This is a genomic window from Pseudomonas sp. RtIB026 (genome assembly GCF_016861355.2).
Taxonomy (GTDB): Bacteria; Pseudomonadota; Gammaproteobacteria; order Pseudomonadales; family Pseudomonadaceae; genus Aquipseudomonas; species Aquipseudomonas peradeniyensis.
Genome location: NZ_AP023348.2, coordinates 2,322,055 through 2,342,394 on the forward strand (window position 1 = coordinate 2,322,055; position 20,340 = coordinate 2,342,394).

Consider the following 20,340-nt stretch of genomic DNA (forward strand, 5'->3'; position numbering starts at 1 on the left):
CGGGTCGCGCAATCAGCGGTAGGTCGGCAGGGCGAAGCGTTGCTGGCTCTGCAGCATCGAGATCACCGGCAGCTCGCTCGGCTGCCCGGCCAGGTCGCGGCGGATGGCGCTGATCGCCCAGGACAGTTGCTCGGCGCTGTGCAGCTGCGCATAGGTCAGCACGCGGCGGGTGACGATGCCGTCGCTGGCGCGCAGCGTCAGCAGGACACCGCCGTCCGGACGCGGCTGGGTGGTGACCTGGTAGGCGGCGAAGACCGAGGCGAATTTTTCCTGGATGAGGTCCATATCAACTCCTGACTGTTGTACTGGCAGACTTGAGTTGATGATTGCAGCGACCGTGCCAGCCTTTGCTCAAGTAAAAAGCCTTTAAAATCAATTACTTAAATTTGTTTTTATAAGGTTGCGCATTGCAATCTGCATGCCCGTGCATTTTGCACAGTGCATTTTGCACGGTCATAGCCTGGCTCTCTGCCGCCGATAGAATCTGAACCTTGGACCGCTCGCCGCTGCCTGATGGACACTTGGGCCATTGCCAGATGCCAGGAGGTTCCCGATGTCCGATCACCAGCCCGCCACCATGACCGCCGAAGAAACCGCGGCCTTCGCCGAGGAGGTCTTCGAGCGCGCCCGCCGCGGCGACGCGAACATGCTCGGTCGCCTGCTCGACGGTGGCCTGCCCGCCGACCTGCGCAACCACAAGGGCGACACCTTGCTGATGCTGGCCAGTTACCACGGCCACCACGACGCCGTGCGAGTGCTGCTGGCCCATGGCGCCGACGCACTGATCGCCAATGACAACGGCCAGTTGCCCATGGCCGGCGCCGCTTTCAAGGGCGACCTGGCGATGATCCGCCTGCTGCTCGAGCACGGCGTGCCGGTGGATGCCGCCGCCGCGGACGGCCGCACCGCGCTGATGCTGGCGGCGATGTTCAACCGCCTGGAGATCATCGACTACCTGCTGGCCCAGGGGGCCGATCCGGCACGGCGTGACGCGGCCGGCGCCACCGCGCTGACGGCTGCGCGCACCATGGGCGCGGCGGACGCCGCCGCACGCCTGGAGGCGAAGGCCGGCTAACCCTTCGGGGGCGTTTGCGGCTATCCTTGGCGCCTTTCACGCCAACCCGCAGGGCCCCCCATGAAAGACCAGTTGCTCGAACTCATCCGCCTCATCGGCGCCGGCTGCATGCGCGATGAGGAGATCGAGCGCATCGCCGCCGAGGCCGCCCAGGCCTACGCCGACCCCGCCGCCTTCCTCGCCGCCAACCCGGACATCAACTACGACGACAGCTTCCCGTTCCCGCTGGGCGAATGGGTGGTGGTCGGCAGCCTGCCCGATACCGTGCTGTTCCAGGCCGACAGCTACCAGGACCTGTTCAAGCAGATCAGCGACTCGTTCGACAAGAGCGTGCCGTTCACCCTCAAGTCCAAGCAGCTGGCGCGCACCGAGGCGCTGACCGCGCTCAACCGCATCCAGGTGCAGATGGGCGCGCTGAACAAGGAAGCCGGGGGCTACGTGCTGCTGAACTTCAGCCAGCTGCTCGATGACGAGCTGCAGATGGTGATGGTGGGGCAGAATGACCTGGCCCGTGTGCTGGAGTTGGGCGAGGCCGTAGGCATCAAGGTGGAGCCGGCGCTGGAGGCGCTGAAGGTGGCGGTGCACGTCTAAGCAACGATTCCCCCTGTAGGAGCGGCCTTGTGCCGCGAAAGGGCTGCGAAGCAGCCCCGGGATTTCAGCGTCAATACAATGATCGCGGGGCCGCTTTGCGGCCCTTTCGCGGCACAAGGCCGCTCCTACAGGGATTGCGCATTGGCCTTTCAGCCCAACGCGGTATCAAGAAACATCATCACCGCGAACCCGCCCATCAGCCCCAGCGTCGCCGCAGTCTGGTGCCCATTGCGATGGGTCTCCGGAATCACCTCGTGGGATACCACGAAGATCATCGCTCCCGCCGCCAGGCCCATGCTGATCGGGTAGGCCAGGGCGAAGCCGGTGGAAATGCCCAGGCCGATCACCGCGCCCAGCGGCTCCATCAGGCCCGAACCGATCGCCACCATCATCGCCTTGAAGTTCGACAGCCCCGTGGCGCGCAGGGCCAGGGCCACGGCCAGTCCCTCGGGTATGTCCTGGATGGCGATGGCGCTGGTCAGTGGCAGGCCGATGTTCATGTCGCCGTTGGCGAAGCTCACACCGATGGCCATGCCCTCGGGCAGGTTGTGCAGGGTGATGGCCAGCACGAACAGCCACACCCGGCTGACCCGCTCGGCCTGCGGGCCACAAGGGCCGGTGCTTTCATGCTCGTGCGGGGTGAAGCGGTCCAGGCCGAGCATCAGTAGCACCCCGAGGCCCATGCCCAGGACCACGGTGAAGGCCGCCGCCGGGCCGTTGCCGGTGATTTCGCGGGCGGCGTCCAGGCCCGGCAGGATCAGCGAGAACGAACTGGCGGCGAGCATCATGCCGGCGGCAAAGCCCAGCATCACATCCTGGGTGCGGGCGTTGACGTCGCGCAGGATCACCGCGAGCACCGCGCCCAGGGCGGTGGCGCCGAAGCCCGACAGCCCACCGAGCAGGGCCAGGTGCAGGTTGTCGGCGTGGTCACCGTTGACCGCGTTCCACAGGCTCGCCAGCAACAGCGCGGCGACGGCCAGCAGGCTCAGGGCCAGGCCGGCGCTGAGCCAGGGCGTGGCCAGGGCCTGTTGCCGCCAGGCGCTGAACATTGAGTCGGGGACGGCACTTTGGGTGTGGGCAGGGGGCATGCGAACCTCGGGGCAGTGAATGACAGCAGTCTATCCACTGACCCGTACGCCCGGCCAAGGATTCCCTTCTATCGGGGCCATAGCCAGCTATGCTCTTGAACACATTTACCGTGCGGGAGCGGCGCCATGGGGTCCACCTTCAACAGCCTGGTCGGTCTGATCATCCTGGCCCTGGATATCTGGGCCATTCTCAATGTGCTCAAGAGCGGCGCCGAGGTCGGCAGCAAGGTGCTGTGGATCCTGCTGATCCTGCTGCTGCCGGTGCTGGGGCTGATCATCTGGGCAATCGCCGGGCCGCGGGGCAATGTGCGGATCTGACTATGGGGACATGGCACCGGCTTTGCCTGTTGATTCAGTTGAGTCAACCGGAACGGCGTGGGAGCGGGCTGCCCCGCGATGCGGTTTATGGCACCGGCATCGCCGGTGATCGCGGGGCAAGCCCGCTCCTACAGGTTATGTAAGCGATAGTTGCTCTCGACAAAATTTTCACACTCGATTTTTGAAAATCCGCGCCGCACAATGCGGCCTTGGTCTCACCTCGCCCTCGAGGGCCCGACCACCAGGCTGTTGGCGACTTCGCCTTCCCGCAAACCGCAATCCTAGGACCTCTCCATTCATGGCTAACACGGACGCCTTGAAGCAACAGAGCGTGCGAGGCTCGTTCTCGCCGACCCTGAAATCCCACCTGGCCTACACGTTGCTCAGTGGCCTGGTGATCATGCTGATGCTCAGCCTGGTGCGCCTGGCGCTGCTGGTCTACAACAGCGACATGATCGGCGACACGCCGAACTCGACCGTCGCCGAGGGCTTCCTCAACGGCCTGCGCTTCGACCTGCGGGTGGTGGTGTACATCAGCATCCCGTTGCTGCTGGCGCTGCTCAGCCCCTGGCTGATGGCCCGCCGTGGCTTCTTCCGCTTCTGGCTGACCATTGCCTCGAGCGTGGTGATGTTCCTCGGCCTGATGGAGATGGACTTCTACCGCGAGTTCCACCAGCGCCTGAACGGCCTGGTGTTCCAGTACATCAAGGAAGACCCCAAGACCGTCATGAGCATGCTCTGGTACGGTTTCCCGGTGGTCCGCTACCTGCTGGCCTGGCTGGTCGGCACCTGGCTGCTGAGCCTGCTGTTCAAGGGCATCGATCGCCTGACCCGTGGCGAGCAAAACGTCCAGCCCGCCAGCAGCCGCAAGCTCGCGCCGTGGTATGGCCGCCTGGCAGTGTTCATGGTCGTACTGCTGGTGGCCGTGGTCGCCGCCCGTGGCACCCTGCGCCAGGGCCCGCCGATGCGCTGGGGCGACGCCTTCACCACCGATTCGAACTTCGTCAACCAGCTGGGCCTGAACGGCACGCTGACCCTGATCGACGCCGCCAAGAGCCGCTTCGGCGAGGACCGCGCCAACATCTGGAAGCCGGTACTCGAGCAGCCGCTGGCCACCCAGACCGTGCGCGAGCAGCTGCTGACCGCCAACGACACCCTGGTCGATGCCGACGAGGCCGCGATCCGTCGCGACTTCGTGCCGCCCGTGGCGAACACGCTGCCGGTCAAGAACGTGGTGGTCATCCTCATGGAAAGCTTCGCCGGCCACTCGGTGGGCGCCCTGGGCAGTCCGAACAACATCACCCCGTACTTCGACAAGCTGGCCAAGGAAGGTCTGCTGTTCGACCGCTTCTTCTCCAACGGCACCCACACCCACCAGGGCATGTTCGCCACCATGGCCTGCTTCCCCAACCTGCCGGGCTTCGAGTACCTGATGCAGACCCCGGAAGGCGGCCACAAACTGTCCGGCCTGCCGGCACTGCTCAGTGCCCGCGACTATGACGATGTCTACGTCTACAACGGCGACTTCGCCTGGGACAACCAGTCCGGGTTCTTCGGCAACCAGGGCATGACCACCTTCATCGGCCGCAACGACTTCGTCGACCCGGTGTTCTCCGACCCGACCTGGGGCGTGTCCGACCAGGACATGTTCAATCGCGGCAACGAAGAGCTGGCCAAGCACGACGGCAAGAAGCCGATCTACGCGCTGCTGCAGACCCTCTCCAACCACACGCCGTATGCCTTGCCCAAGGACCTGCCGGTGGAGAAGGTCACCGGCCAAGGGCGCCTGGACGAGCACCTGACCGCCATGCGCTATTCCGACTGGGCGCTGGGCCAGTTCTTCGAGAAGGCCCGCAAGGAGCCGTACTTCAAGGACACCCTGTTCGTCATCGTCGGCGACCATGGCTTCGGCAACCACCAGCAGGTCACCGAGCTGGACCTGGGCCGCTTCAACGTGCCGCTGTTGCTGATTGCCCCGGGCATCCAGGAGAAGTTCGGCGCGGTCAACCACACCGTGGGTACCCAGGTGGACATCGTGCCGACCATCATGGGCCGCCTGGGTGGCCAGGCCCGCCACCAGTGCTGGGGCCGCGACCTGCTCAACCTGCCTGAGGGCGACCAGGGCGTGGGCATGATCAAACCGTCGGGCAGCGAGCAGATCGTCGGCCTGGTGCAGGGCGATCGCATCCTCATCGAGTCCAAGGACATGACCCCGCGGATGTACCGTTACCAGCTGGGCCGTGAGTTCAAGGCCGAACTGATCGAAAGCCCCGACCAGCCGGAAATGCTCAAGAAGCTCGAGGCCTATATCCAGACCGCGACCAAGAGCCTGCTGGACAACACCGCCGGTGTCGTCCACGGCACGCCGAAGTAAGGCCGCCGCCTGCCCCATGAAGCCCGCCCTGAACCGGCGGGCTTTTTTCATGCGGTTTCATGTATGCGGCTGAACATTCATCCCTGCACCATGGTCAAGTGAGTACGCCGTTCCATTCACCGTTGCGCCAGCGAGGGCTGATCGATGAAAGCATGGGAAGTCAGCTTTGCAGACCAGAAAGGCGAGCCGCAAACGCTGTTGCTCAATGCCGAGCAGCGCCCCAGCGAGGAAGATGCCGCACGCGCCATCCGTTCGCGCCTGTTCCCGCTCATGGACGAACTGGACCTCAACGACTTCCAGGACCGCAGCTTTTCCCCCACGGCGCGCTGGCTCAAGGAACAGAGCGGCGTGACCATCACCACCATTCGCGAAGCGCCCTGAACCGGGTGTCTCTGGCGTAGCGCTGTCTCAGGCGCTACGCTCAAGTCAGGCGCCGGCCTTCTCTGCGGGCCGCCGCCGTTTTCATCGCGTCTTGCAATCCGCTCGTATTGTCAGGCATTCCTTGTGTGCCAGGCAGGTGCGTTGTGCACGGAAAGTCTATCCATTGCTTTGCAGGAGGACGTTTCATGAGCAGCCAGAACGACGACATCAGCAGCAGTGTCCTGCGCCAGATGAAAGCTGGCGGTTTCGATTTCACCCGCATCCATCCCATCGAGTTCTACGCCGTGTTTCCCAGCGAGGCAGGTGCCCGCCGGGCGGCGGGGCAGTTTCGTGGCGAATCGCTCAACGCCCAGGTGAGCGAGCGCGACGACGGCGCCTGGCACCTGGAGTTGAGCAAGGTGATGTACGCCACCCATGGCGGCATCGGCGCCTTCGAGCAGGCCTTTGAACAGGTCGTCTCGCCCTACGGCGGCGAAGTCGAGGGCTGGGGCGTCAAGCAGGAAAGGCCGATTGCCTAGGCCCGCAAGGGCATCAGTGCGCTTTGCGCCCCGCCATATGCTTCAGGTACGCCAGCACGGCATCGAGCGCCGGCTCATCCAGCACCTGGGTGGAAAACCCGGGCATCTTCGCCTGCGGCCACTGCCGCAGGCTCTGCGGGTCGCGAATGTACTGGCGCAGGTAGGCCGGCTGGAAATACTCGGTGGGGTTGTGCGGCAGGTTCAGGTCCGGGCCCAGGTGCGCGTCGCCGGCGCCATTGAGGCGATGACAGGCCAGGCAGTTCTGCTGGAACAGGGCAAAACCCTGGCGCACCGGGTCGTTCTCGGCCACGGCCGGGTCGGGCAGCAGGGCGGGGAAGCGCGTCTCGACCGGGGGCAGGCGGCGGATGCTGGCGATCTGATACGGCCATTGTTCCGGGCGAATACCGCTGGCCTGGGGTTGGGTCCATACCAGGTAGAACGGCCCGGCGCCTGGCTTGCCCTTGCTCAGCGCGGGCCAAGGGTGGCTGGGGTCTTCGATGGCCAGCCAGGCCTGCGCGGGGCCCGCCTGCAACAGCGGCCCGGCGGGCATCTCGGCGGCGAAGCCATCGAGGGCCACGGCCTGCAGGTGATCGCTCGGGTTCACGCCCTGCAGCAGCACCGCCAGGGGCACGGCGCGGTAATGCAAGGTGCGCTTGTAGGCCACGTCCTGTTCGATGGTGATGTTTCGCGCCTGCGGATGGGCAAGTAGCTGTTCACTGCTCCAGCGCCGGCTGTCGCCGCCCAGTTCGAGGTTCAACTGCGCCGCCGACAATGTCGGGGCGAGCAGTAGGCAGAGCAGGGCAAGACACAGGCGCATGGACGATCTCCAACCATCAAGGTCGGCAGATTACCCACGCGTGCTCGGAAAAGGCCACCGCCGCGTTCAGCCGAACAGCCGGGTGAGGTTCGGCAGGATCAGCAACAGCGTCGTGGCGAAGAGTATGAGGCCGGCTTGGCGTACCTTGGATTGTCTGAACATGGCGGACCGCCTTCTTGTTGTTATTCCTGAATAACCCTTGGCTTCCTTGTCTAGCGTCGGGTCGATCGCAGCGGCGTGATGGCACGCCGTTCCTGCTTGCCGCGTATATCTGGATATACAACCAACAGTAGGGCCCGCGTCATCCCTGTTTCAGAACCCTTTGTTCTAACAATTTTCATGTCGATTCCTCATGGCATTAAGGCCACTGGCCACCCCGCTGGCACGCTCAGGCTAGACGAGTGCGCGGCAGGGGTTACCAAGGGTTACAGGGCCTACCGTTCGTCCGGACATCCTACTTGCTTGTACGGCCCTTTCGCGTCAGTCTCTACAGCAAATCCCACCCACATGTCGTTCAGGACTACCCCTATGTCGTTACGCATCTGCATCCTTGAAACCGATGTCCTGCGACCGGAGTTGATCGCGCAGTACCAGGGCTACGGCAGGATGTTCGAGCAGCTGTTCTCGCGCCAGCCGATCGCGGCCGAATTCGATGTGTACAACGTGATGAACGGCGACTATCCCCCGGACGGCGAACGCTTCGATGCGTACCTGGTGACCGGCAGCAAGGCCGACTCGTTCGGCGACGATCCGTGGATCCAGACGCTCAAGGCCTACCTGCTCAAGCTCTACGAACGTGGCGAGAAGCTGTTGGGCGTGTGTTTCGGTCACCAGCTGCTGGCACTGACCCTCGGTGGCAAGGCCGAGCGCGCCGACAAAGGCTGGGGCGTGGGCGTTCACCGCTACAGCCTGGCGGCCCATGCGCCGTGGATGGACCCGCAGGTGTCCGAGCTGACCTTGTTGATCAGCCACCAGGACCAGGTCACCGAGCTGCCCGAAGGGGCCACGGTGATCGCCTCCAGTGACTTCTGCCCGAACGCCGCCTACCACATCCGTGACCAGGTGCTGTGCTTCCAGGGGCACCCGGAGTTCGTCCATGACTACTCCCGGGCATTGCTCGACGCGCGACAGGCGTCGCTGGGTAATGAAGTCTATGAGAAGGCGGTGGCCAGCCTGGCCACCGAGCACCAGGGGGATCTGGTGGGCGAGTGGATGCTGCGTTTCGTCCAGCAGCCCGGCAGCCGCGCGATCTGAGATCCGCATCGGCAAGCCCGCACTCATGGAACAATCGCAATTCTTTGATTTGACTGAGGCTGCGTGGGAGCGGGCTTGTCGGAACGCCGCACCGCCCGGATCACCGGCGCAGCCGGTGCCATACATCGCATCGCGGGGCAAGCCCGCTCCCACGCTGTTTCAGTTAAATCTGCGCGTTACCGTTACTCCATGAGAACTGGCTCGCCCGCGATTGGCGTTACAGCCAGCCCGAACGCTTGAAGCTGTAATACAGCCCCGAACAGCCCAGGGCGATCACCCCCAGCACGCCGAAGTAACCGTAGCGCCATGCCAGCTCCGGCATGTTCTCGAAGTTCATCCCGTAGATTCCGGCGACCGCCGTGGGAAACGCCAGGATCGCCGCCCAGGCGGCGAACTTGCGCTGGGTGATGCTTTGCCGTGACGACTCCAGCAGCATGCCGATCTCGATGGTCTGGCTGGCGATGTCGCGGATCCCGGCCAGGTCTTCCATCTGCCGCGTGACATGGATTTGCACGTCGCGAAAGTACGGGCGCATGTTCTTGTCGATGAACGGGAAGCTCAGGCGCTGCAGTTCCTCGCTGATCTCCACCATCGGCGCCACGTAGCGGCGCAGGCGCAGGATGTCGCGGCGCAGGCTGTGCAGGCGCTGGATGTCCTCTTCCTTGAGCGAATTGCTCAGCACGCTCTGTTCCAGCTCCTCGATCTCGCCGTGGATCGCCTCGCTCACCGGCTGGTAGTTCTCGGTGACGAAATCCAGCAGGGCGTAGAGCACGAAGTCCTCGCCGTGCTCGAGCAGCAGCGGACGCGCCTCGCAGCGCTGGCGCACCAGGGCATAGGACTTCGAGTGACCGTTGCGGCAGGTGATGATGTAGCCGTTGCCGGCGAAGATATGGGTCTCGATGAACTCGAGCTTTCCCTCGTGGCGCACCGGCGAGTAGGTGACGATGAACAGCGCGTCGCCGAAGGTCTCAAGCTTGGGCCGGCTGTGTTTCTCCAGGGCGTCCTCGATGGCCAGCTCGTGCAGGCCGAACTGGCGCTGCAGGTTGGCCAGTTCCTCGGCGTTGGGCTCTTCCAGGCCGATCCAGACAAAGTGCCCGGGCTTGCGCGCCCATTCGGCGCCCTCGTCGAGGCTGATGTTGGTGACCTTCCTGCCGGCGCTGTACACCGCCGATGCGACGACTCGACCCATGGTTGTCCGCTTATCCGATTGAACACGCTACACAGCTTGGGCTGTGTAGCGGCACGGGGCAAGTCCGCACGCCGATCAGGGCGCGGTGAGCTCGCTTTCCATATGGTCGATGCAATGCTGCATCTGGCTGCGGCATTGCTCGATCAGCGCGGGCAGGTCCTGCTGGGTCAGGCCCGCGGTGGCGATGGGGGCCAGCGAGCGAATCACCACGGTGCGCTGGCGCCAGCTGTTCAGGCCCAGGCGCTGGGTGTAGCGGCTAACGCACACCGGCACGATCGGCACGCCGGCCTCGATGGCCATGTGGAAAGCGCCCTTCTTGAACGCCAGCAACTGCTCGCCGGGGTTGCGCGTGCCTTCGGGGAAGATCCAGATCGAGGTGTCGTCGCGCAGGGTCCGGGTGGTGGTCTGCATGGCCTTGCGCGCCTGGTAGGCGTTCTTGCGGTCGATCAGCACATTGCCGCCCAGCCAGAACAGCTGGCCGAACAGCGGGACCCAGCCCAGGCTCTTCTTGCCGATGGCCACGGTGCGGCGGGGCACCACCTGGCCGATGATGAACAGGTCGTAGTTGGATTGGTGGTTGGCGATGATCACGCAGCCGGGGGGCTGGTCCCACAGCGGGCCGACCTCGGCCTTGACCTTGATGCGCATGAGCCAGGCGGCCGGCACGCTGTACAGGCGGGCGAACAGGCGGCTGTTATCGGGGTTGAACGGACGCAGCAGGCCGATCACCAGACCGACGACACCCACGAGCAGGAAGTGCAGCGCCAACAGGAGCATGCGAAGCATATAAAGCATGGTACGACTCACACCGGACAGTCGCGGCGCAGTGTACGGATGTGCACTGTCAGGGGCAAATGCTCGACAAATGTCAGGCAGGCCCTTGTAGGAGGGGGCTTGTCCCGCGAACACAAGCGGCGCGGTGCGTGCCACCGGCTTCGCCGGTGTTCGCGGGACAAGCCCGCTCCTACAGAGAAGTAGACTCGGCAATCAGCCCAGGTGGTTCTGATCCGCCAGGATCGCCTCGTCCAGCGCCTCCAGCAGCGCCTTGCGCACTTTGAGCTTGGTGTTCTTGTGCGCCAGCATGTTCAGTTTCTTCATTTCGCGGGCCGCGGCCAGGGCGGTTTCCAGCAACTGCTCGGCAGGCACCACCTTGTCGAGGAAGCCGGCTTCACGGGCGCCCTGCGGATCGAATACCTCGGCATTGTTCACCGAGCGCTGGAAGGCCGCACGGCCCAGGCGGTCACGGGCCAGTTCGATACCGGCATGGTGCATGGTCATGCCGATCTGCACTTCGTTCAGGCAGATCTTGTAGGGGCCTTCGACCCCGATGCGGTAATCACCCGACAGCAGCAGGAAGGCGCCCTTGGCCACGGCATTGCCGGGGCAGGCGACGATCACCGGGAAGGGGTGCGACAGCAGGCGACGGGCCAGGGTGGAGCCGGCGGTGACCAGGCCGACGGCCTCCTTGGGGCCGGCGGTCATCACCTTGAGGTCGTAGCCGCCAGAGAGAATGCCCGGCTGGCCGGTGATGATCACCACCGCGCGCTCCTCGACGGCGCGGTCGAGCGCGGCATTAAAGGCTTTGATGACATCCGGGGAGATGGCGTTGACCTTGCCGTTGTTCAGGGTCAGGGTGGCGATGCCGTCTTCGGCGTGGTAGGTAATCAGCTCGCTCATGGCAGAGTCCTTTGGAGGGCGTGGCGGTGACGTTACCCAGCGGCACCGGCCAGGTAAAGCGCCAAGACTGACTGGTCAGTCAGCGGCGGGAGCTTGTGCCTTGTGCCATCGGGGCAGCGGCGCGAGGGGCGGGAAAAGCGCTGGGCACAATGGCAGCATTGCCCTGATTGCCCCGGTATTTCGGTCGATTGGCTTAAGCGCATGAAAATTCTGAAAAAAATGCTTGCCAAAGGAAAAGGCTTCTACTAAATTAGCGCGCCTCGACAGGCTGAATAGCTTGAAGAGAAAACGGTGAAGTGTCCGAGTGGTCGAAGGAGCACGCCTGGAAAGTGTGTATACGAGAAATCGTATCAAGGGTTCAAATCCCTTCTTCACCGCCACATTCTACGAGAAGCCCCCGAATCGAAAGGTTCGGGGGCTTTTTGTTTGTCTCGCGTTTTTGTTGAAGCCCTGATCGCGGGGCAAGCCCGCTCCCGCGCTGCCCCAGTCAAATCAAAGAATTATGTTTTGTTCCATGAGAGATTGCCCAGCCCTTTGGGGCTGCGCTGTCGCGCAGGGAGCTGAGTTCGCGGGTAGCCCGCGCTCCCTGTGGGAGCGGGTTTATCGGACCGCCGCACCGCCGCGAACACCGGCAGAGCCGGTGCCAGGCACCGTGTTGGATTCTTCGCGGCTAAAGCCGCTCCTACAGGGCCTAGCTAAATCAATGAGTTACGGTTTTTTCCATGAGAGCGGGCTTGCCCCGCGATGGCGCTGTCAGAAACTGACGGAAGCCGACAGGCGTGCCGTGCGCGGCGCCCCCTGGAACAGGTAGTTGTCGCCCAGGTAGTCGCCCACGTCGCGCCAGTAGCGCTTGTCGAAGACGTTGTCCACGGTCAGGCGCAGCACCGTGTCGTAGCCGCCGATGGTCGTGCGGTAGCGGCTGCCGACATCGAACACGGTATAGCCGCCGACTTCGGCGTCGCCCGTGTGGCTGGCGTACTTGCTGGCGCTGTAGCGGGCGCCGCCGAGCAGGGCCAGGCCGGGCACGGGCAGGGCGTAGTCGGCCTGCAGCGCCGCGCGCAGGCGCGGGACGTTGATTGCCTGGTGACCTTCGTAGGCGTCGGTGTCGCTGTTCTGCACGCGGGCGCGGATCGCTGCGGCGCTGGCCTGGATCTGCAGGTTGGAGGTCACCCAGCCGCTGGCGCCGAGTTCGAGACCGGTATTTTTCTGCTGGCCCGACTGCACGTAGGTCGGCGCTGGGGTTCCGTCGGGGCGGGCATATTGATAGGCCTGGCGGATCTGGAACAGCGCCGCGCTGAAGCTCATACCCTGCCAATCGCGCTTGATGCCGACTTCGAGCTGGCGCGACAGGGTCGGAGCGAGGATCTCGGCGGCGTTGCTGGCGAACCAGGGCGCAGTGCCGCCTGCGGAAAGGCCTTTCGAGTAACTGGCGTAGAGCGTGGTATCGGACTGCGGCTTGTAGATCAGTGCCGCATTGGGCAGCAACTGGTACTGCTGGGTATGCCGTCCGGCGACACCATTCTCGTTCCAGGTCTTCTCGTCCAGCCGGACCTCCCGGGCACCGATCACCGTCTGCCAGTGCTCGTTGAAGGTGATGCGGTCGCTGAAGAACAGGCCGTACTGGCGGCTGTCGAGGCGGCGCTCGCTGGCGCCGATCGGTTTGCCGGAAGGTGCGTAGGCTGGCGCATTGGTGTTGATATTGCCGCTGCCGATCCATTCGTTGTAGTACGGGCGCTGATCGAGCGTGCGGCGTTGCGCGCTGGTACCCACGGTCAGCTCATGGCTCACGCCCAGGGCGTCGAAGCGTCCATCGAGTGTGGCCTGTGCCTCGTCGATCCGCCGGGTGTCGTCGGGACTGCGGAAATCGTAGATGTCGTAGTCGCCGTTGCTGCCGAAGAAGGCACCTTCGCTCGAACCCCAGGCAAAGGCACTGTAGTCGTCGATCACCACCTTGCTGCGCGAAGCGCTCAAGGTGCCGTTCCAGTTGTCGTTGAACTGATACTTGAAGCGCCCGCCCAGGTTCAGCGAGTCGTTCTGCACCGGCTTGGCCCAGGACTGCCAGGCCAGGTGATCCTTGGGGTCGACGTTGTGGGGCAACTGCTTGCCGCCGAGCAGTTGGTAACCCGGTACCGAATATTGCTCACGGTGCTGGTATTCAGCGTCCAGCTCCAGCACGGCATTCGGGTTGATCTGCCAGTCGAGCGCCAGGGAGGCGAAATCCCGCTTGCCGTCGGCGTGGTCGACATAGGAGCGGATGTCCTCGTGGGCCAGGTTGACCCGCAGACCGAACTGGCGCTCGGCGCCGAACCAGCCGCCCAGGTCGGTGGCCAGGTAGCGTTCGCCCTGCTCGTTGCTCGAAACCGTGACCGAGCGCACGTCCTCGGCACGCTTGGTCACATAGTTGACCAGCCCGCCGGGCTCCGACACGCCGCTCTGCAGCCCCGACAGCCCCTTGAGCAGCTCCACCTGCTGCTTGTTCTCCAGCGCCACGTTCTGCTCGCCGGCGATGGTCTGGCCGTTGATCCGGTAGCTGCTGGCGGCGTTGAGCTCGAAGCCGCGCACGTTGAAGTTCTCGTAGTAGCCGATCGGCGCGTAGCTTTCGCCCACCGAGGCATCGCTTTGCAGCACTTCGCTCAGCTTGCGCACCTGGCGGTCGTCCAGCAGCTGGCGGCTGAACACGCTGACCGAGGCCGGGGTGTCGAGCAGCGGCGCGCTGTGCAGGCCGCCGACCTGGGCTTCGCGTGCCTGGTAGCCGCTGTTGTCCTGAACTTCGGAGATGCGCACCGGGGCCAGGGTCACGCTGTCCTCGGCCAGGCCCTGGCCAGTGTGCAGGGCAAGGCCCAGGCCGAGCAGGCCAAGGGGCAGGCGGGGGCGAAGCGGGGTCATGCAAGGCTCCTTGAAAAGTGGACGCGCCGTTATCGCTCGGCAGCTGTCGGGCAGGCAAAAGGGCGCCATGGTAGCAGGCTGCCAGGGGAGGGATTCGAGGTTTCAGGGGAAACGTTCGTATGGCTGATGCAAGCCCGCTCTCATGGAACAAAACATAATTCTTTGATTTGACTGGGGCAGCGTGGGAGCGGGCTTGCCCCGCGATGCGGCGTTTGGCACCGGCTTCGCCGGTGATCGCGGGGCAAGTCGCATCGGCGCACCGCCGCTCCCACGCTGGAACCTTGTTCCCTGCGCGACAGCGCAGCCCGGAAGGCTGTGTGATCTCCTACAGATGCATCTGCCCCTGTTGGAGCCGGCTTGCCGGTAATCGGGCTTGTAATGTCAGAACGAACGAAGCGGCCGTTGATTCAGGCCGCCGCCGGCCGCTGGTGCCGGCGCCAGTTGTCGTCGATCTTCGACCAGGTCTTGCCGTCGGTGATGGCCAGCAGCTTGCGGCCATCCTTGAAGGTGGCGAGGAAGGTGACTTCCTCCTCCTTGCCGCCCAGCAGCAGGCCAGCCAGCAGGCCGACCGGGCCGGCCACCAGGGCACCGGCCACGCCCCAGCCCAGGGCGCCACCGAGGCTGCGGGTCGATTCGAGGTTGGCCAGCTTCAGATCCTTGATCCGCGCCAGCGAAATGCGCTCGCCGGGCGAGGGGCTGCGCGGGGTCTTGAGAGTGAGCGCTCCATTGCGATACTCGCCTTCACCTTGCAAGAAATCGCCGGATTGCACCGTGAGTCTTGTCATTGCGTCGTCCTGTCAGGAAGGGGTCGTTGACCAACGCCTACTGAGCGCTTGCCACGCCGGCAAGTCAACGAGCAGGCGACGGAGGGTCGTGTGGCGGGTTGTCGCGCAGTAAAGCGCATAGACGAGCGAGCGGTGGCGCTCAACAAGTGAAAGTCGCATTTTCGAAAGTAAACTTCGAACCGTTGTCTATAACTGTCATGGGGCATGACTGTAACTAATGCTTATCGCTGGCGCCGTTGATCCATCGCAGTTTGCGCAAATTAGTACGGCGCAGTTTAATTTTCGAAAACGAAAAAATGACGTCAAAAAACGCTGGACATCAAGTTTCAATGTGTGTCAGTTTTTTTGCGCCTCATAAAGGCGAGTGACAGGAAGTTCTCGCCCGGTGGGAGAACCCTGTCGGACATCAACTGCTTTTTTGTACACAAGGAAGTAATCTGCATGTCGAAAGTCAAAGAAAACGCCATTGTTTCCGCCGTTTCCGCACTGCAACCGAAGGGCCCAAGTTCTTCCTTCGGCCTGATCGACAGCTTTGCCCACCAGTACGACCGCGGCGGCGCGAACATCAATGGCAAGAAGTCCTTCACGGCCGACCAGGCCGCCGATCACATCCTGCGTGACGGCGCTTCCTGGAAAGACCTGAACAAGGACGGCACGATCAGCCTCACCTACACCTTCCTGACCAAGGCACCGGCGGACTTCTACAGCCGCGGACTGGGCACCTTCAGCCAGTTCAGCGACCTGCAGAAGCAACAAGCCAAGCTGTCCATGCAGTCCTGGGCGGACGTGGCCAAGGTCACCTTCACCGAGGCGGCATCGGGTGGCGATGGCCACATGACCTACGGCAACTTCAGCGCCAGCAACGGCGGCGCGGCATTCGCCTACCTGCCGTTCGACGGCCCGGGCTCGCACAAGGGTGAATCCTGGTACCTGATCAACAGCGGCTACCAGGTCAACATCAACCCGGGCACCGGCAACTACGGTCGTCAGACCCTGACCCACGAGATCGGTCACGTACTGGGCCTGTCCCACCCTGGCGACTACAACGCCGGCGAGGGCAACCCGACCTACCGTGATGCCGACTACGCCCAGGACACCCGTGGCTACAGCATCATGAGCTACTGGAGCGAGAGCAACAACGGCCAGAACTTCATCAAGGGTGGCGGTCAGTACTACGCCTCGGCCCCGCTGATGGACGACATCCTGGCGATCCAGAAGCTCTACGGCGCCAACTACGCCACCCGTGCCAATGACACCACCTACGGCTTCAACTCCACCGCTGATCGCGACTTCTACTCGGCCACCTCGGCCTCGTCGAAGCTGGTGTTCTCGGTGTGGGACGGTGGCGGCAACGACACCTTCGACTTCTCCGGGTTCACCCAGAACCAGAAGATCAACCTCAACGAAGCGTCGTTCTCCGACGTCGGCGGCATGGTCGGCAACGTCTCCATCGCCAAGGGCGTGACCATTGAAAACGCCTTCGGTGGCTCGGGCAACGACCTGCTGATCGGCAACGCGCTGGCCAACGTGCTCAAGGGTGGTGCCGGCAACGACATCATCTACGGCGGCGGCGGTGCCGACCAACTGTGGGGCGGCAGCGGCTCGGACACCTTCGTGTTCGCGGCTGTCAGCGACTCCACCAAGGCGGCGCCGGATCGCATCATGGACTTCACCTCGGGCGTGGACAAGATCGACCTGTCGGCCATCTCCGCGTTCGCCGTGAACAAGCTGCCGCTGCAGTTCGTCAACGCCTTTACCGGTCATGCCGGCGAGGCGCTGCTGACCTACGACCAGGCCACCAACCTGGGCAGCCTGTCCATCGACTTCACCGGAAACAGCTCGGCTGACTTCCTGGTGACCACCGTTGGCCAGGCCGCTGTCACCGACATCGTGGTCTGATGCAACAGGGGGCGGCGCTTGCGCGTCGCCCCTTTTGCCGGTGAGGCGAACCAATGAAAGCAAACCTGAAAACGATCGCGCTGGCCGCGATCCCCATGGTGTCGATGACCGAGGTAGTCATGGCGAGCAGCCTGTTACTCCCCAACGCCGCGCAACTGGCCGGCCGTTGGCAGCTTTACCCCGAACAGCAGCAGACGCAGGCCTGCGACCTGCGTCTTGGCGCCACGGAAGGCGAAATCGAAGGTGACCTGGAGTGCGCCAAGGGGCTGATAGGCCTGCGCCCCGGCAGCTGGCTGGTGACCCCCGACACCCTGGCCCTGGTGGGCGGTGACGGCAGCAGCGTGGTGCACTTCAGCCGCGATGGCGACCAGCGCTACGCCTGGACCACCCCGGACGGCAAGCAACTGGTGCTCGAGCGCCTCGACAAATAATTCCCACCTGGAACTAAAAAGTTCCAGGCGAGCCAGGGCGAAACATGAAACTACCGAGCCAAAAGCCCGGGGCGCCTTTGTGGGCGGCACTCGGCGAACATAAGTCAACCTTGATCAGCGTGGGCTGTTTCACGGCATTGATCAACTTGCTCATGCTGGTGCCGTCGATTTATATGCTTCAAGTGTACGACCGTGTACTGAGTTCGCAGAGCACCACAACTTTGTGGGTGCTTACCCTGATGGTGGTCGGCTTCTTCGTTTATATAGGCGGGCTTGAAGCAGTCCGCAGTTTCATTGTCATCCGCGTGGGCAACCAGTTGGAGAAAAGTTTCAACTTGAAGGTCTACCGCGCCGCCTTCGAGCGCAACTTGCGCCAGCGCGACGGCGCCGCCGGGCAGGCCCTGGGCGATCTGACCCAGCTGCGCCAGTTCATCACCGGCCCCGCGCTGTTCGCCTTCTTCGATGCGCCCTGGTTCCCCATCTACCTGGCGGTGATCTTCGCCTTCAACGTCTGGCTGGGGGTGATGGCCACGGTCGGCGCGCTGCTGCTGATCGCCCTGGCGATCCTCAACGAACGCCTCACCCATGCCACCCTGGCCGAGGCCAGTGGCTTCCAGTTGCAATCGACGCAGTTGGCCGGCAGCCAGCTGCAAAGCGCCGAGAGCATCCAGGCCATGGGCATGCTCGGCGCCCTGCGCCAGCGCTGGTACACCTTGCACGGGCGCTTCCTCGACCTGCAGAACAAGGCCAGCGATACGTCGGCGGTGATCACCGCCACCAGCAAGGGCCTGCGCCTGTGCCTGCAATCGCTGGTGCTGGGGCTGGGCGCGCTGCTGGTGATCGAGGGGCAGATGACCCCGGGCATGATGATCGCCGGCTCCATCCTGATGGGCCGGGTACTCGCCCCGATCGACCAGCTGATCGCGGTGTGGAAGCAGTGGAGCGGCGCGCAGCTGGCCTACCAGCGCCTGGACGTCCTGCTGCGCGAGCACCCCGAGCCGCCGACGCCGATGCCGCTGCCGGTGCCTACCGGACAACTGGCGGTGGAGCAGGTCAGCGCCGGCCCGCCCGGGCGCAACCTGGCCACCCTGCAGCAGGTGAACTTCGCCCTGGCACCGGGTGAACTGCTCGGCGTGCTGGGCGCTTCGGGCTCGGGCAAGTCGACCTTGGCCAAGGTGCTGGTCGGCGTGTGGCCGACGATGAGCGGCCATGTGCGCCTCGACGGCGCCGAGCTCAGTCAGTGGGACCGCGATGCCCTGGGCCCGCACATCGGCTACCTGCCGCAGAATATCGAACTGCTGCGCGGCAGCATCGCCGAGAACATCGCCCGCTTCGGCGAGCTGGACGGCATCAAGGTGGTCGAGGCGGCCCGGCTGGCCGGAGTGCATGATTTGATCCTGCGCCTGCCCCAGGGCTACGACACGCGCCTGGGCGAGGAGGGCGTCGACCTCTCCGGCGGCCAGAAGCAGCGCATCGCCCTGGCCCGTGCCCTGTACGGCGATGCCCGGCTGATCGTGCTCGACGAGCCCAACTCCAACCTCGACAGCCATGGCGAGGCCGCGCTGGCCAACGCCATTGTCCAGCTCAAGGCCCAGGGCCGCACCGTGGTGCTGGTGACCCACCGCAGCGCGGCGCTGGCCCAGGCCGACAAGCTGCTGGTGATGAACGAAGGGCGCATGCAGGGCTTCGGCCCGGCCCGCGACATTCTCCACGCCATGGGCCAGGCCCCGGCGCAACGCCCGCTGCAAGCCGGAGGTGGCGCATGAGCCAGCACACCCGTGATGCACGTTTCCATGTTCGCCTGGGTTGGTTGCTGACCCTGGTCGGTTTTGGCGGTTTCATGGCCTGGGCCAGCCTCGCCCCACTTGACCAGGGCGTGCCGGTGCAGGGCACCGTGGTGGTATCGGGCAAGCGCAAGGCGGTGCAGTCGATGGCCGCCGGGGTGGTCAGCCGCATTCTGGTCAGCGAAGGCCAGCAGGTACGCCAGGGCGAGCCGCTGTTCCGCCTCGACCGCACCCAGGTGCAGGCCGATGTCGACGCGCTGCAGGCCCAGTACCGCATGACCCGCGCCGCCCTGGCGCGCTGGCAGAGCGAGCGCGACAACCTGGGGCAGGTGCAGTTTCCCGCAGAGCTGCTGGAAGATTCCGACGCCCGCCTGGCACTGATTGTCGAAGGCCAGCGCCAGCTGTTCGACAGCCGCCGCCAGGCCCAGGCTCGCGAGCAGGGCGCCCTGGCCGCCAGCATCGACGGCTCCCAGGCCCAGCTGACCGGCATGCGCCGCGCGCGCAGCGACCTGCAGGCTCAGGCCGATTCGCTGCGCGAGCAGCTCGACAGCCTGCGCCCGCTGGCCGGCGACGGCTACATCCCGCGCAACCGCGTGCTCGAGTACCAGCGCCAGTTGTCGCAGGTGCAGCGCGACCTGGCGCAGAACGCCGGCGAGAGCGCGCGCCTGGAGCAGGTGATCGTCGAGTCCCGGCTCAACCTGCAACAGCGCCGCGAGGAGTACCAGAAAGAGGTGCGCACGCAACTGGCCGACGCTCAGGTCAAGGCCGCGACCCTGGAACAGCAGCTCAACTCCGCGCACTTCGAGTTGCAGCACAGCGAGATCCTGGCGCCGGCCGACGGCGTGGCGGTCAACCTCGGCGTACATACCGAAGGCGCCGTGGTGCGAGCTGGCGACACCCTGCTGGAAATCGTGCCCCAGGGCACCGCGCTGGAAGTGGAAGGGCGCCTGCCGGTGAACCTGGTGGACAAGGTGGCGCCGCAACTGCCGGTGGACATCCTGTTCACCGCCTTCAACCAGAACCGCACGCCACGGGTGACCGGGGAGGTGGCGCTGGTGTCGGCCGACCAGCTGATCGACGAGCGCAGCGGCCAGCCGTACTACGTGCTGCGCAGCACCGTCAGCGAAGAAGCGCTGGCGCGTCTCGAGGGGTTGGCAATCCGTCCGGGCATGCCTGCCGAGCTGTTCGTGCGTACCGGTGAGCGCTCGCTGCTCAACTACCTGTTCAAACCCCTGCTCGACCGTGCAGGTACCGCCTTGACTGAACAATAAGG

Annotated in this window: 19 protein-coding genes and 1 tRNA gene; 12 read left to right on the forward strand and 8 right to left on the reverse strand. The window is 64.5% G+C overall.

All coding sequences use genetic code 11. From position 1 onward, the window contains the following. Nucleotides 1-12: 12 nt before the first annotated feature. The gene (locus tag PRtIB026_RS10495) at nucleotides 13-285 is read right to left on the reverse strand and encodes a DUF3509 domain-containing protein (protein WP_203647597.1); all 273 of its coding nucleotides are present in this window, start codon (nucleotides 283-285) and stop codon (nucleotides 13-15) included. A 268-nt stretch (nucleotides 286-553) separates the two neighbouring features. Between PRtIB026_RS10495 and PRtIB026_RS10500 the strand changes: the two genes are divergently transcribed. Next, on the forward strand, nucleotides 554-1,075 hold the full coding sequence (locus PRtIB026_RS10500) for an ankyrin repeat domain-containing protein (protein ID WP_203647596.1): 522 nt from the start codon (nucleotides 554-556) through the stop codon (nucleotides 1,073-1,075). 60 nt (nucleotides 1,076-1,135) lie between these two features. Continuing rightward, a complete protein-coding gene (locus tag PRtIB026_RS10505; RefSeq protein WP_203647595.1) occupies nucleotides 1,136-1,666 on the forward strand; it encodes a hypothetical protein in 531 nt (176 codons plus the stop codon). Nucleotides 1,667-1,815: 149 nt separating this feature from the next. Here PRtIB026_RS10505 and PRtIB026_RS10510 read toward each other — a convergent pair whose 3' ends face one another. Then, on the reverse strand, nucleotides 1,816-2,754 hold the full coding sequence (locus PRtIB026_RS10510) for a ZIP family metal transporter (protein ID WP_203647594.1): 939 nt from the start codon (nucleotides 2,752-2,754) through the stop codon (nucleotides 1,816-1,818). 126 nt (nucleotides 2,755-2,880) lie between these two features. Between PRtIB026_RS10510 and PRtIB026_RS10515 the strand changes: the two genes are divergently transcribed. The 4 genes from PRtIB026_RS10515 to PRtIB026_RS10530 all read left to right on the forward strand — a co-directional run bounded on the left by PRtIB026_RS10515 (nucleotide 2,881) and on the right by PRtIB026_RS10530 (nucleotide 6,345). Continuing rightward, complete coding sequence (locus PRtIB026_RS10515; protein ID WP_203647593.1) at nucleotides 2,881-3,072, forward strand: PLDc N-terminal domain-containing protein; 192 nt, start codon at nucleotides 2,881-2,883, stop codon at nucleotides 3,070-3,072. A gap of 298 nt (nucleotides 3,073-3,370) precedes the next feature. Continuing rightward, on the forward strand, nucleotides 3,371-5,446 hold the full coding sequence (locus PRtIB026_RS10520; protein WP_203647592.1) for an LTA synthase family protein: 2,076 nt from the start codon (nucleotides 3,371-3,373) through the stop codon (nucleotides 5,444-5,446). 144 nt (nucleotides 5,447-5,590) lie between these two features. Continuing rightward, nucleotides 5,591-5,827 (forward strand): hypothetical protein, encoded by a 237-nt coding sequence (locus PRtIB026_RS10525; protein WP_110736624.1) that lies wholly within the window; start codon nucleotides 5,591-5,593, stop codon nucleotides 5,825-5,827. A 185-nt stretch (nucleotides 5,828-6,012) separates the two neighbouring features. Continuing rightward, nucleotides 6,013-6,345, forward strand: a complete 333-nt coding sequence (locus PRtIB026_RS10530) for a ribonuclease E inhibitor RraB (protein WP_186712832.1) — start codon at nucleotides 6,013-6,015, stop codon at nucleotides 6,343-6,345. A gap of 13 nt (nucleotides 6,346-6,358) precedes the next feature. Here PRtIB026_RS10530 and PRtIB026_RS10535 read toward each other — a convergent pair whose 3' ends face one another. Continuing rightward, nucleotides 6,359-7,162, reverse strand: a complete 804-nt coding sequence (locus PRtIB026_RS10535; RefSeq protein ID WP_203647591.1) for a c-type cytochrome — start codon at nucleotides 7,160-7,162, stop codon at nucleotides 6,359-6,361. 528 nt (nucleotides 7,163-7,690) lie between these two features. Here PRtIB026_RS10535 and PRtIB026_RS10540 point away from each other — a divergent pair. Continuing rightward, nucleotides 7,691-8,416, forward strand: coding sequence for an amidotransferase (locus PRtIB026_RS10540; protein ID WP_186733708.1), 726 nt, complete (start codon nucleotides 7,691-7,693; stop codon nucleotides 8,414-8,416). 217 nt (nucleotides 8,417-8,633) lie between these two features. Here PRtIB026_RS10540 and PRtIB026_RS10545 read toward each other — a convergent pair whose 3' ends face one another. From PRtIB026_RS10545 to PRtIB026_RS10555, 3 genes are all read right to left on the reverse strand, one after another. Further along, nucleotides 8,634-9,605 carry a magnesium and cobalt transport protein CorA gene (locus PRtIB026_RS10545; protein WP_050704649.1) on the reverse strand — a complete coding sequence of 324 codons (972 nt, stop codon included), beginning with the start codon at nucleotides 9,603-9,605 and terminating at the stop codon, nucleotides 8,634-8,636. Between the two features lie 75 nt (nucleotides 9,606-9,680). Then, nucleotides 9,681-10,400, reverse strand: coding sequence for a lysophospholipid acyltransferase family protein (locus PRtIB026_RS10550; protein ID WP_203647590.1), 720 nt, complete (start codon nucleotides 10,398-10,400; stop codon nucleotides 9,681-9,683). 192 nt (nucleotides 10,401-10,592) lie between these two features. Further along, nucleotides 10,593-11,282 (reverse strand): crotonase/enoyl-CoA hydratase family protein, encoded by a 690-nt coding sequence (locus tag PRtIB026_RS10555; RefSeq protein ID WP_203647589.1) that lies wholly within the window; start codon nucleotides 11,280-11,282, stop codon nucleotides 10,593-10,595. A gap of 290 nt (nucleotides 11,283-11,572) precedes the next feature. On the opposite strand from PRtIB026_RS10555, the gene PRtIB026_RS10560 reads away from it, so the two are divergent. Further along, a tRNA-Ser gene (locus tag PRtIB026_RS10560) sits at nucleotides 11,573-11,662 on the forward strand. A gap of 373 nt (nucleotides 11,663-12,035) precedes the next feature. Here the strand turns inward: PRtIB026_RS10560 and PRtIB026_RS10565 are convergent. Beyond that, on the reverse strand, nucleotides 12,036-14,168 hold the full coding sequence (locus tag PRtIB026_RS10565) for a TonB-dependent siderophore receptor (RefSeq protein ID WP_203647588.1): 2,133 nt from the start codon (nucleotides 14,166-14,168) through the stop codon (nucleotides 12,036-12,038). Between the two features lie 407 nt (nucleotides 14,169-14,575). Continuing rightward, nucleotides 14,576-14,953: a hypothetical protein gene (locus PRtIB026_RS10570; protein ID WP_186712839.1), complete on the reverse strand. Its 378-nt coding sequence runs from the start codon at nucleotides 14,951-14,953 to the stop codon at nucleotides 14,576-14,578. Nucleotides 14,954-15,394: 441 nt separating this feature from the next. On the opposite strand from PRtIB026_RS10570, the gene PRtIB026_RS10575 reads away from it, so the two are divergent. The 4 genes from PRtIB026_RS10575 to PRtIB026_RS10590 are packed head-to-tail and all read left to right on the forward strand — an operon-like array spanning nucleotide 15,395 to nucleotide 20,338. Further along, nucleotides 15,395-16,852, forward strand: coding sequence for a serralysin family metalloprotease (locus tag PRtIB026_RS10575; RefSeq protein ID WP_203647587.1), 1,458 nt, complete (start codon nucleotides 15,395-15,397; stop codon nucleotides 16,850-16,852). A 53-nt stretch (nucleotides 16,853-16,905) separates the two neighbouring features. Continuing rightward, nucleotides 16,906-17,283, forward strand: a complete 378-nt coding sequence (locus PRtIB026_RS10580; RefSeq protein WP_203647586.1) for an AprI/Inh family metalloprotease inhibitor — start codon at nucleotides 16,906-16,908, stop codon at nucleotides 17,281-17,283. A gap of 44 nt (nucleotides 17,284-17,327) precedes the next feature. Beyond that, a complete protein-coding gene (locus PRtIB026_RS10585) occupies nucleotides 17,328-19,049 on the forward strand; it encodes a type I secretion system permease/ATPase (RefSeq protein ID WP_203647585.1) in 1,722 nt (573 codons plus the stop codon). After that, nucleotides 19,046-20,338, forward strand: coding sequence for an HlyD family type I secretion periplasmic adaptor subunit (locus tag PRtIB026_RS10590; protein WP_203647584.1), 1,293 nt, complete (start codon nucleotides 19,046-19,048; stop codon nucleotides 20,336-20,338). Before PRtIB026_RS10585 ends, PRtIB026_RS10590 begins: the two co-directional genes overlap by 4 nt. Nucleotides 20,339-20,340: the final 2 nt, after the last annotated feature.

Coding starts and splice junctions, on each gene's coding strand:
- PRtIB026_RS10495 (WP_203647597.1), bottom strand. CDS start 285: ATGGACCTCATCCAGGAAAAATTCGCCTCGGTCTTCGCCGCCTACCAG.
- PRtIB026_RS10500 (WP_203647596.1), top strand. CDS start 554: ATGTCCGATCACCAGCCCGCCACCATGACCGCCGAAGAAACCGCGGCC.
- PRtIB026_RS10505 (WP_203647595.1), top strand. CDS start 1,136: ATGAAAGACCAGTTGCTCGAACTCATCCGCCTCATCGGCGCCGGCTGC.
- PRtIB026_RS10510 (WP_203647594.1), bottom strand. CDS start 2,754: ATGCCCCCTGCCCACACCCAAAGTGCCGTCCCCGACTCAATGTTCAGC.
- PRtIB026_RS10515 (WP_203647593.1), top strand. CDS start 2,881: ATGGGGTCCACCTTCAACAGCCTGGTCGGTCTGATCATCCTGGCCCTG.
- PRtIB026_RS10520 (WP_203647592.1), top strand. CDS start 3,371: ATGGCTAACACGGACGCCTTGAAGCAACAGAGCGTGCGAGGCTCGTTC.
- PRtIB026_RS10525 (WP_110736624.1), top strand. CDS start 5,591: ATGAAAGCATGGGAAGTCAGCTTTGCAGACCAGAAAGGCGAGCCGCAA.
- PRtIB026_RS10530 (WP_186712832.1), top strand. CDS start 6,013: ATGAGCAGCCAGAACGACGACATCAGCAGCAGTGTCCTGCGCCAGATG.
- PRtIB026_RS10535 (WP_203647591.1), bottom strand. CDS start 7,162: ATGCGCCTGTGTCTTGCCCTGCTCTGCCTACTGCTCGCCCCGACATTG.
- PRtIB026_RS10540 (WP_186733708.1), top strand. CDS start 7,691: ATGTCGTTACGCATCTGCATCCTTGAAACCGATGTCCTGCGACCGGAG.
- PRtIB026_RS10545 (WP_050704649.1), bottom strand. CDS start 9,605: ATGGGTCGAGTCGTCGCATCGGCGGTGTACAGCGCCGGCAGGAAGGTC.
- PRtIB026_RS10550 (WP_203647590.1), bottom strand. CDS start 10,400: ATGCTTTATATGCTTCGCATGCTCCTGTTGGCGCTGCACTTCCTGCTC.
- PRtIB026_RS10555 (WP_203647589.1), bottom strand. CDS start 11,282: ATGAGCGAGCTGATTACCTACCACGCCGAAGACGGCATCGCCACCCTG.
- PRtIB026_RS10565 (WP_203647588.1), bottom strand. CDS start 14,168: ATGACCCCGCTTCGCCCCCGCCTGCCCCTTGGCCTGCTCGGCCTGGGC.
- PRtIB026_RS10570 (WP_186712839.1), bottom strand. CDS start 14,953: ATGACAAGACTCACGGTGCAATCCGGCGATTTCTTGCAAGGTGAAGGC.
- PRtIB026_RS10575 (WP_203647587.1), top strand. CDS start 15,395: ATGTCGAAAGTCAAAGAAAACGCCATTGTTTCCGCCGTTTCCGCACTG.
- PRtIB026_RS10580 (WP_203647586.1), top strand. CDS start 16,906: ATGAAAGCAAACCTGAAAACGATCGCGCTGGCCGCGATCCCCATGGTG.
- PRtIB026_RS10585 (WP_203647585.1), top strand. CDS start 17,328: ATGAAACTACCGAGCCAAAAGCCCGGGGCGCCTTTGTGGGCGGCACTC.
- PRtIB026_RS10590 (WP_203647584.1), top strand. CDS start 19,046: ATGAGCCAGCACACCCGTGATGCACGTTTCCATGTTCGCCTGGGTTGG.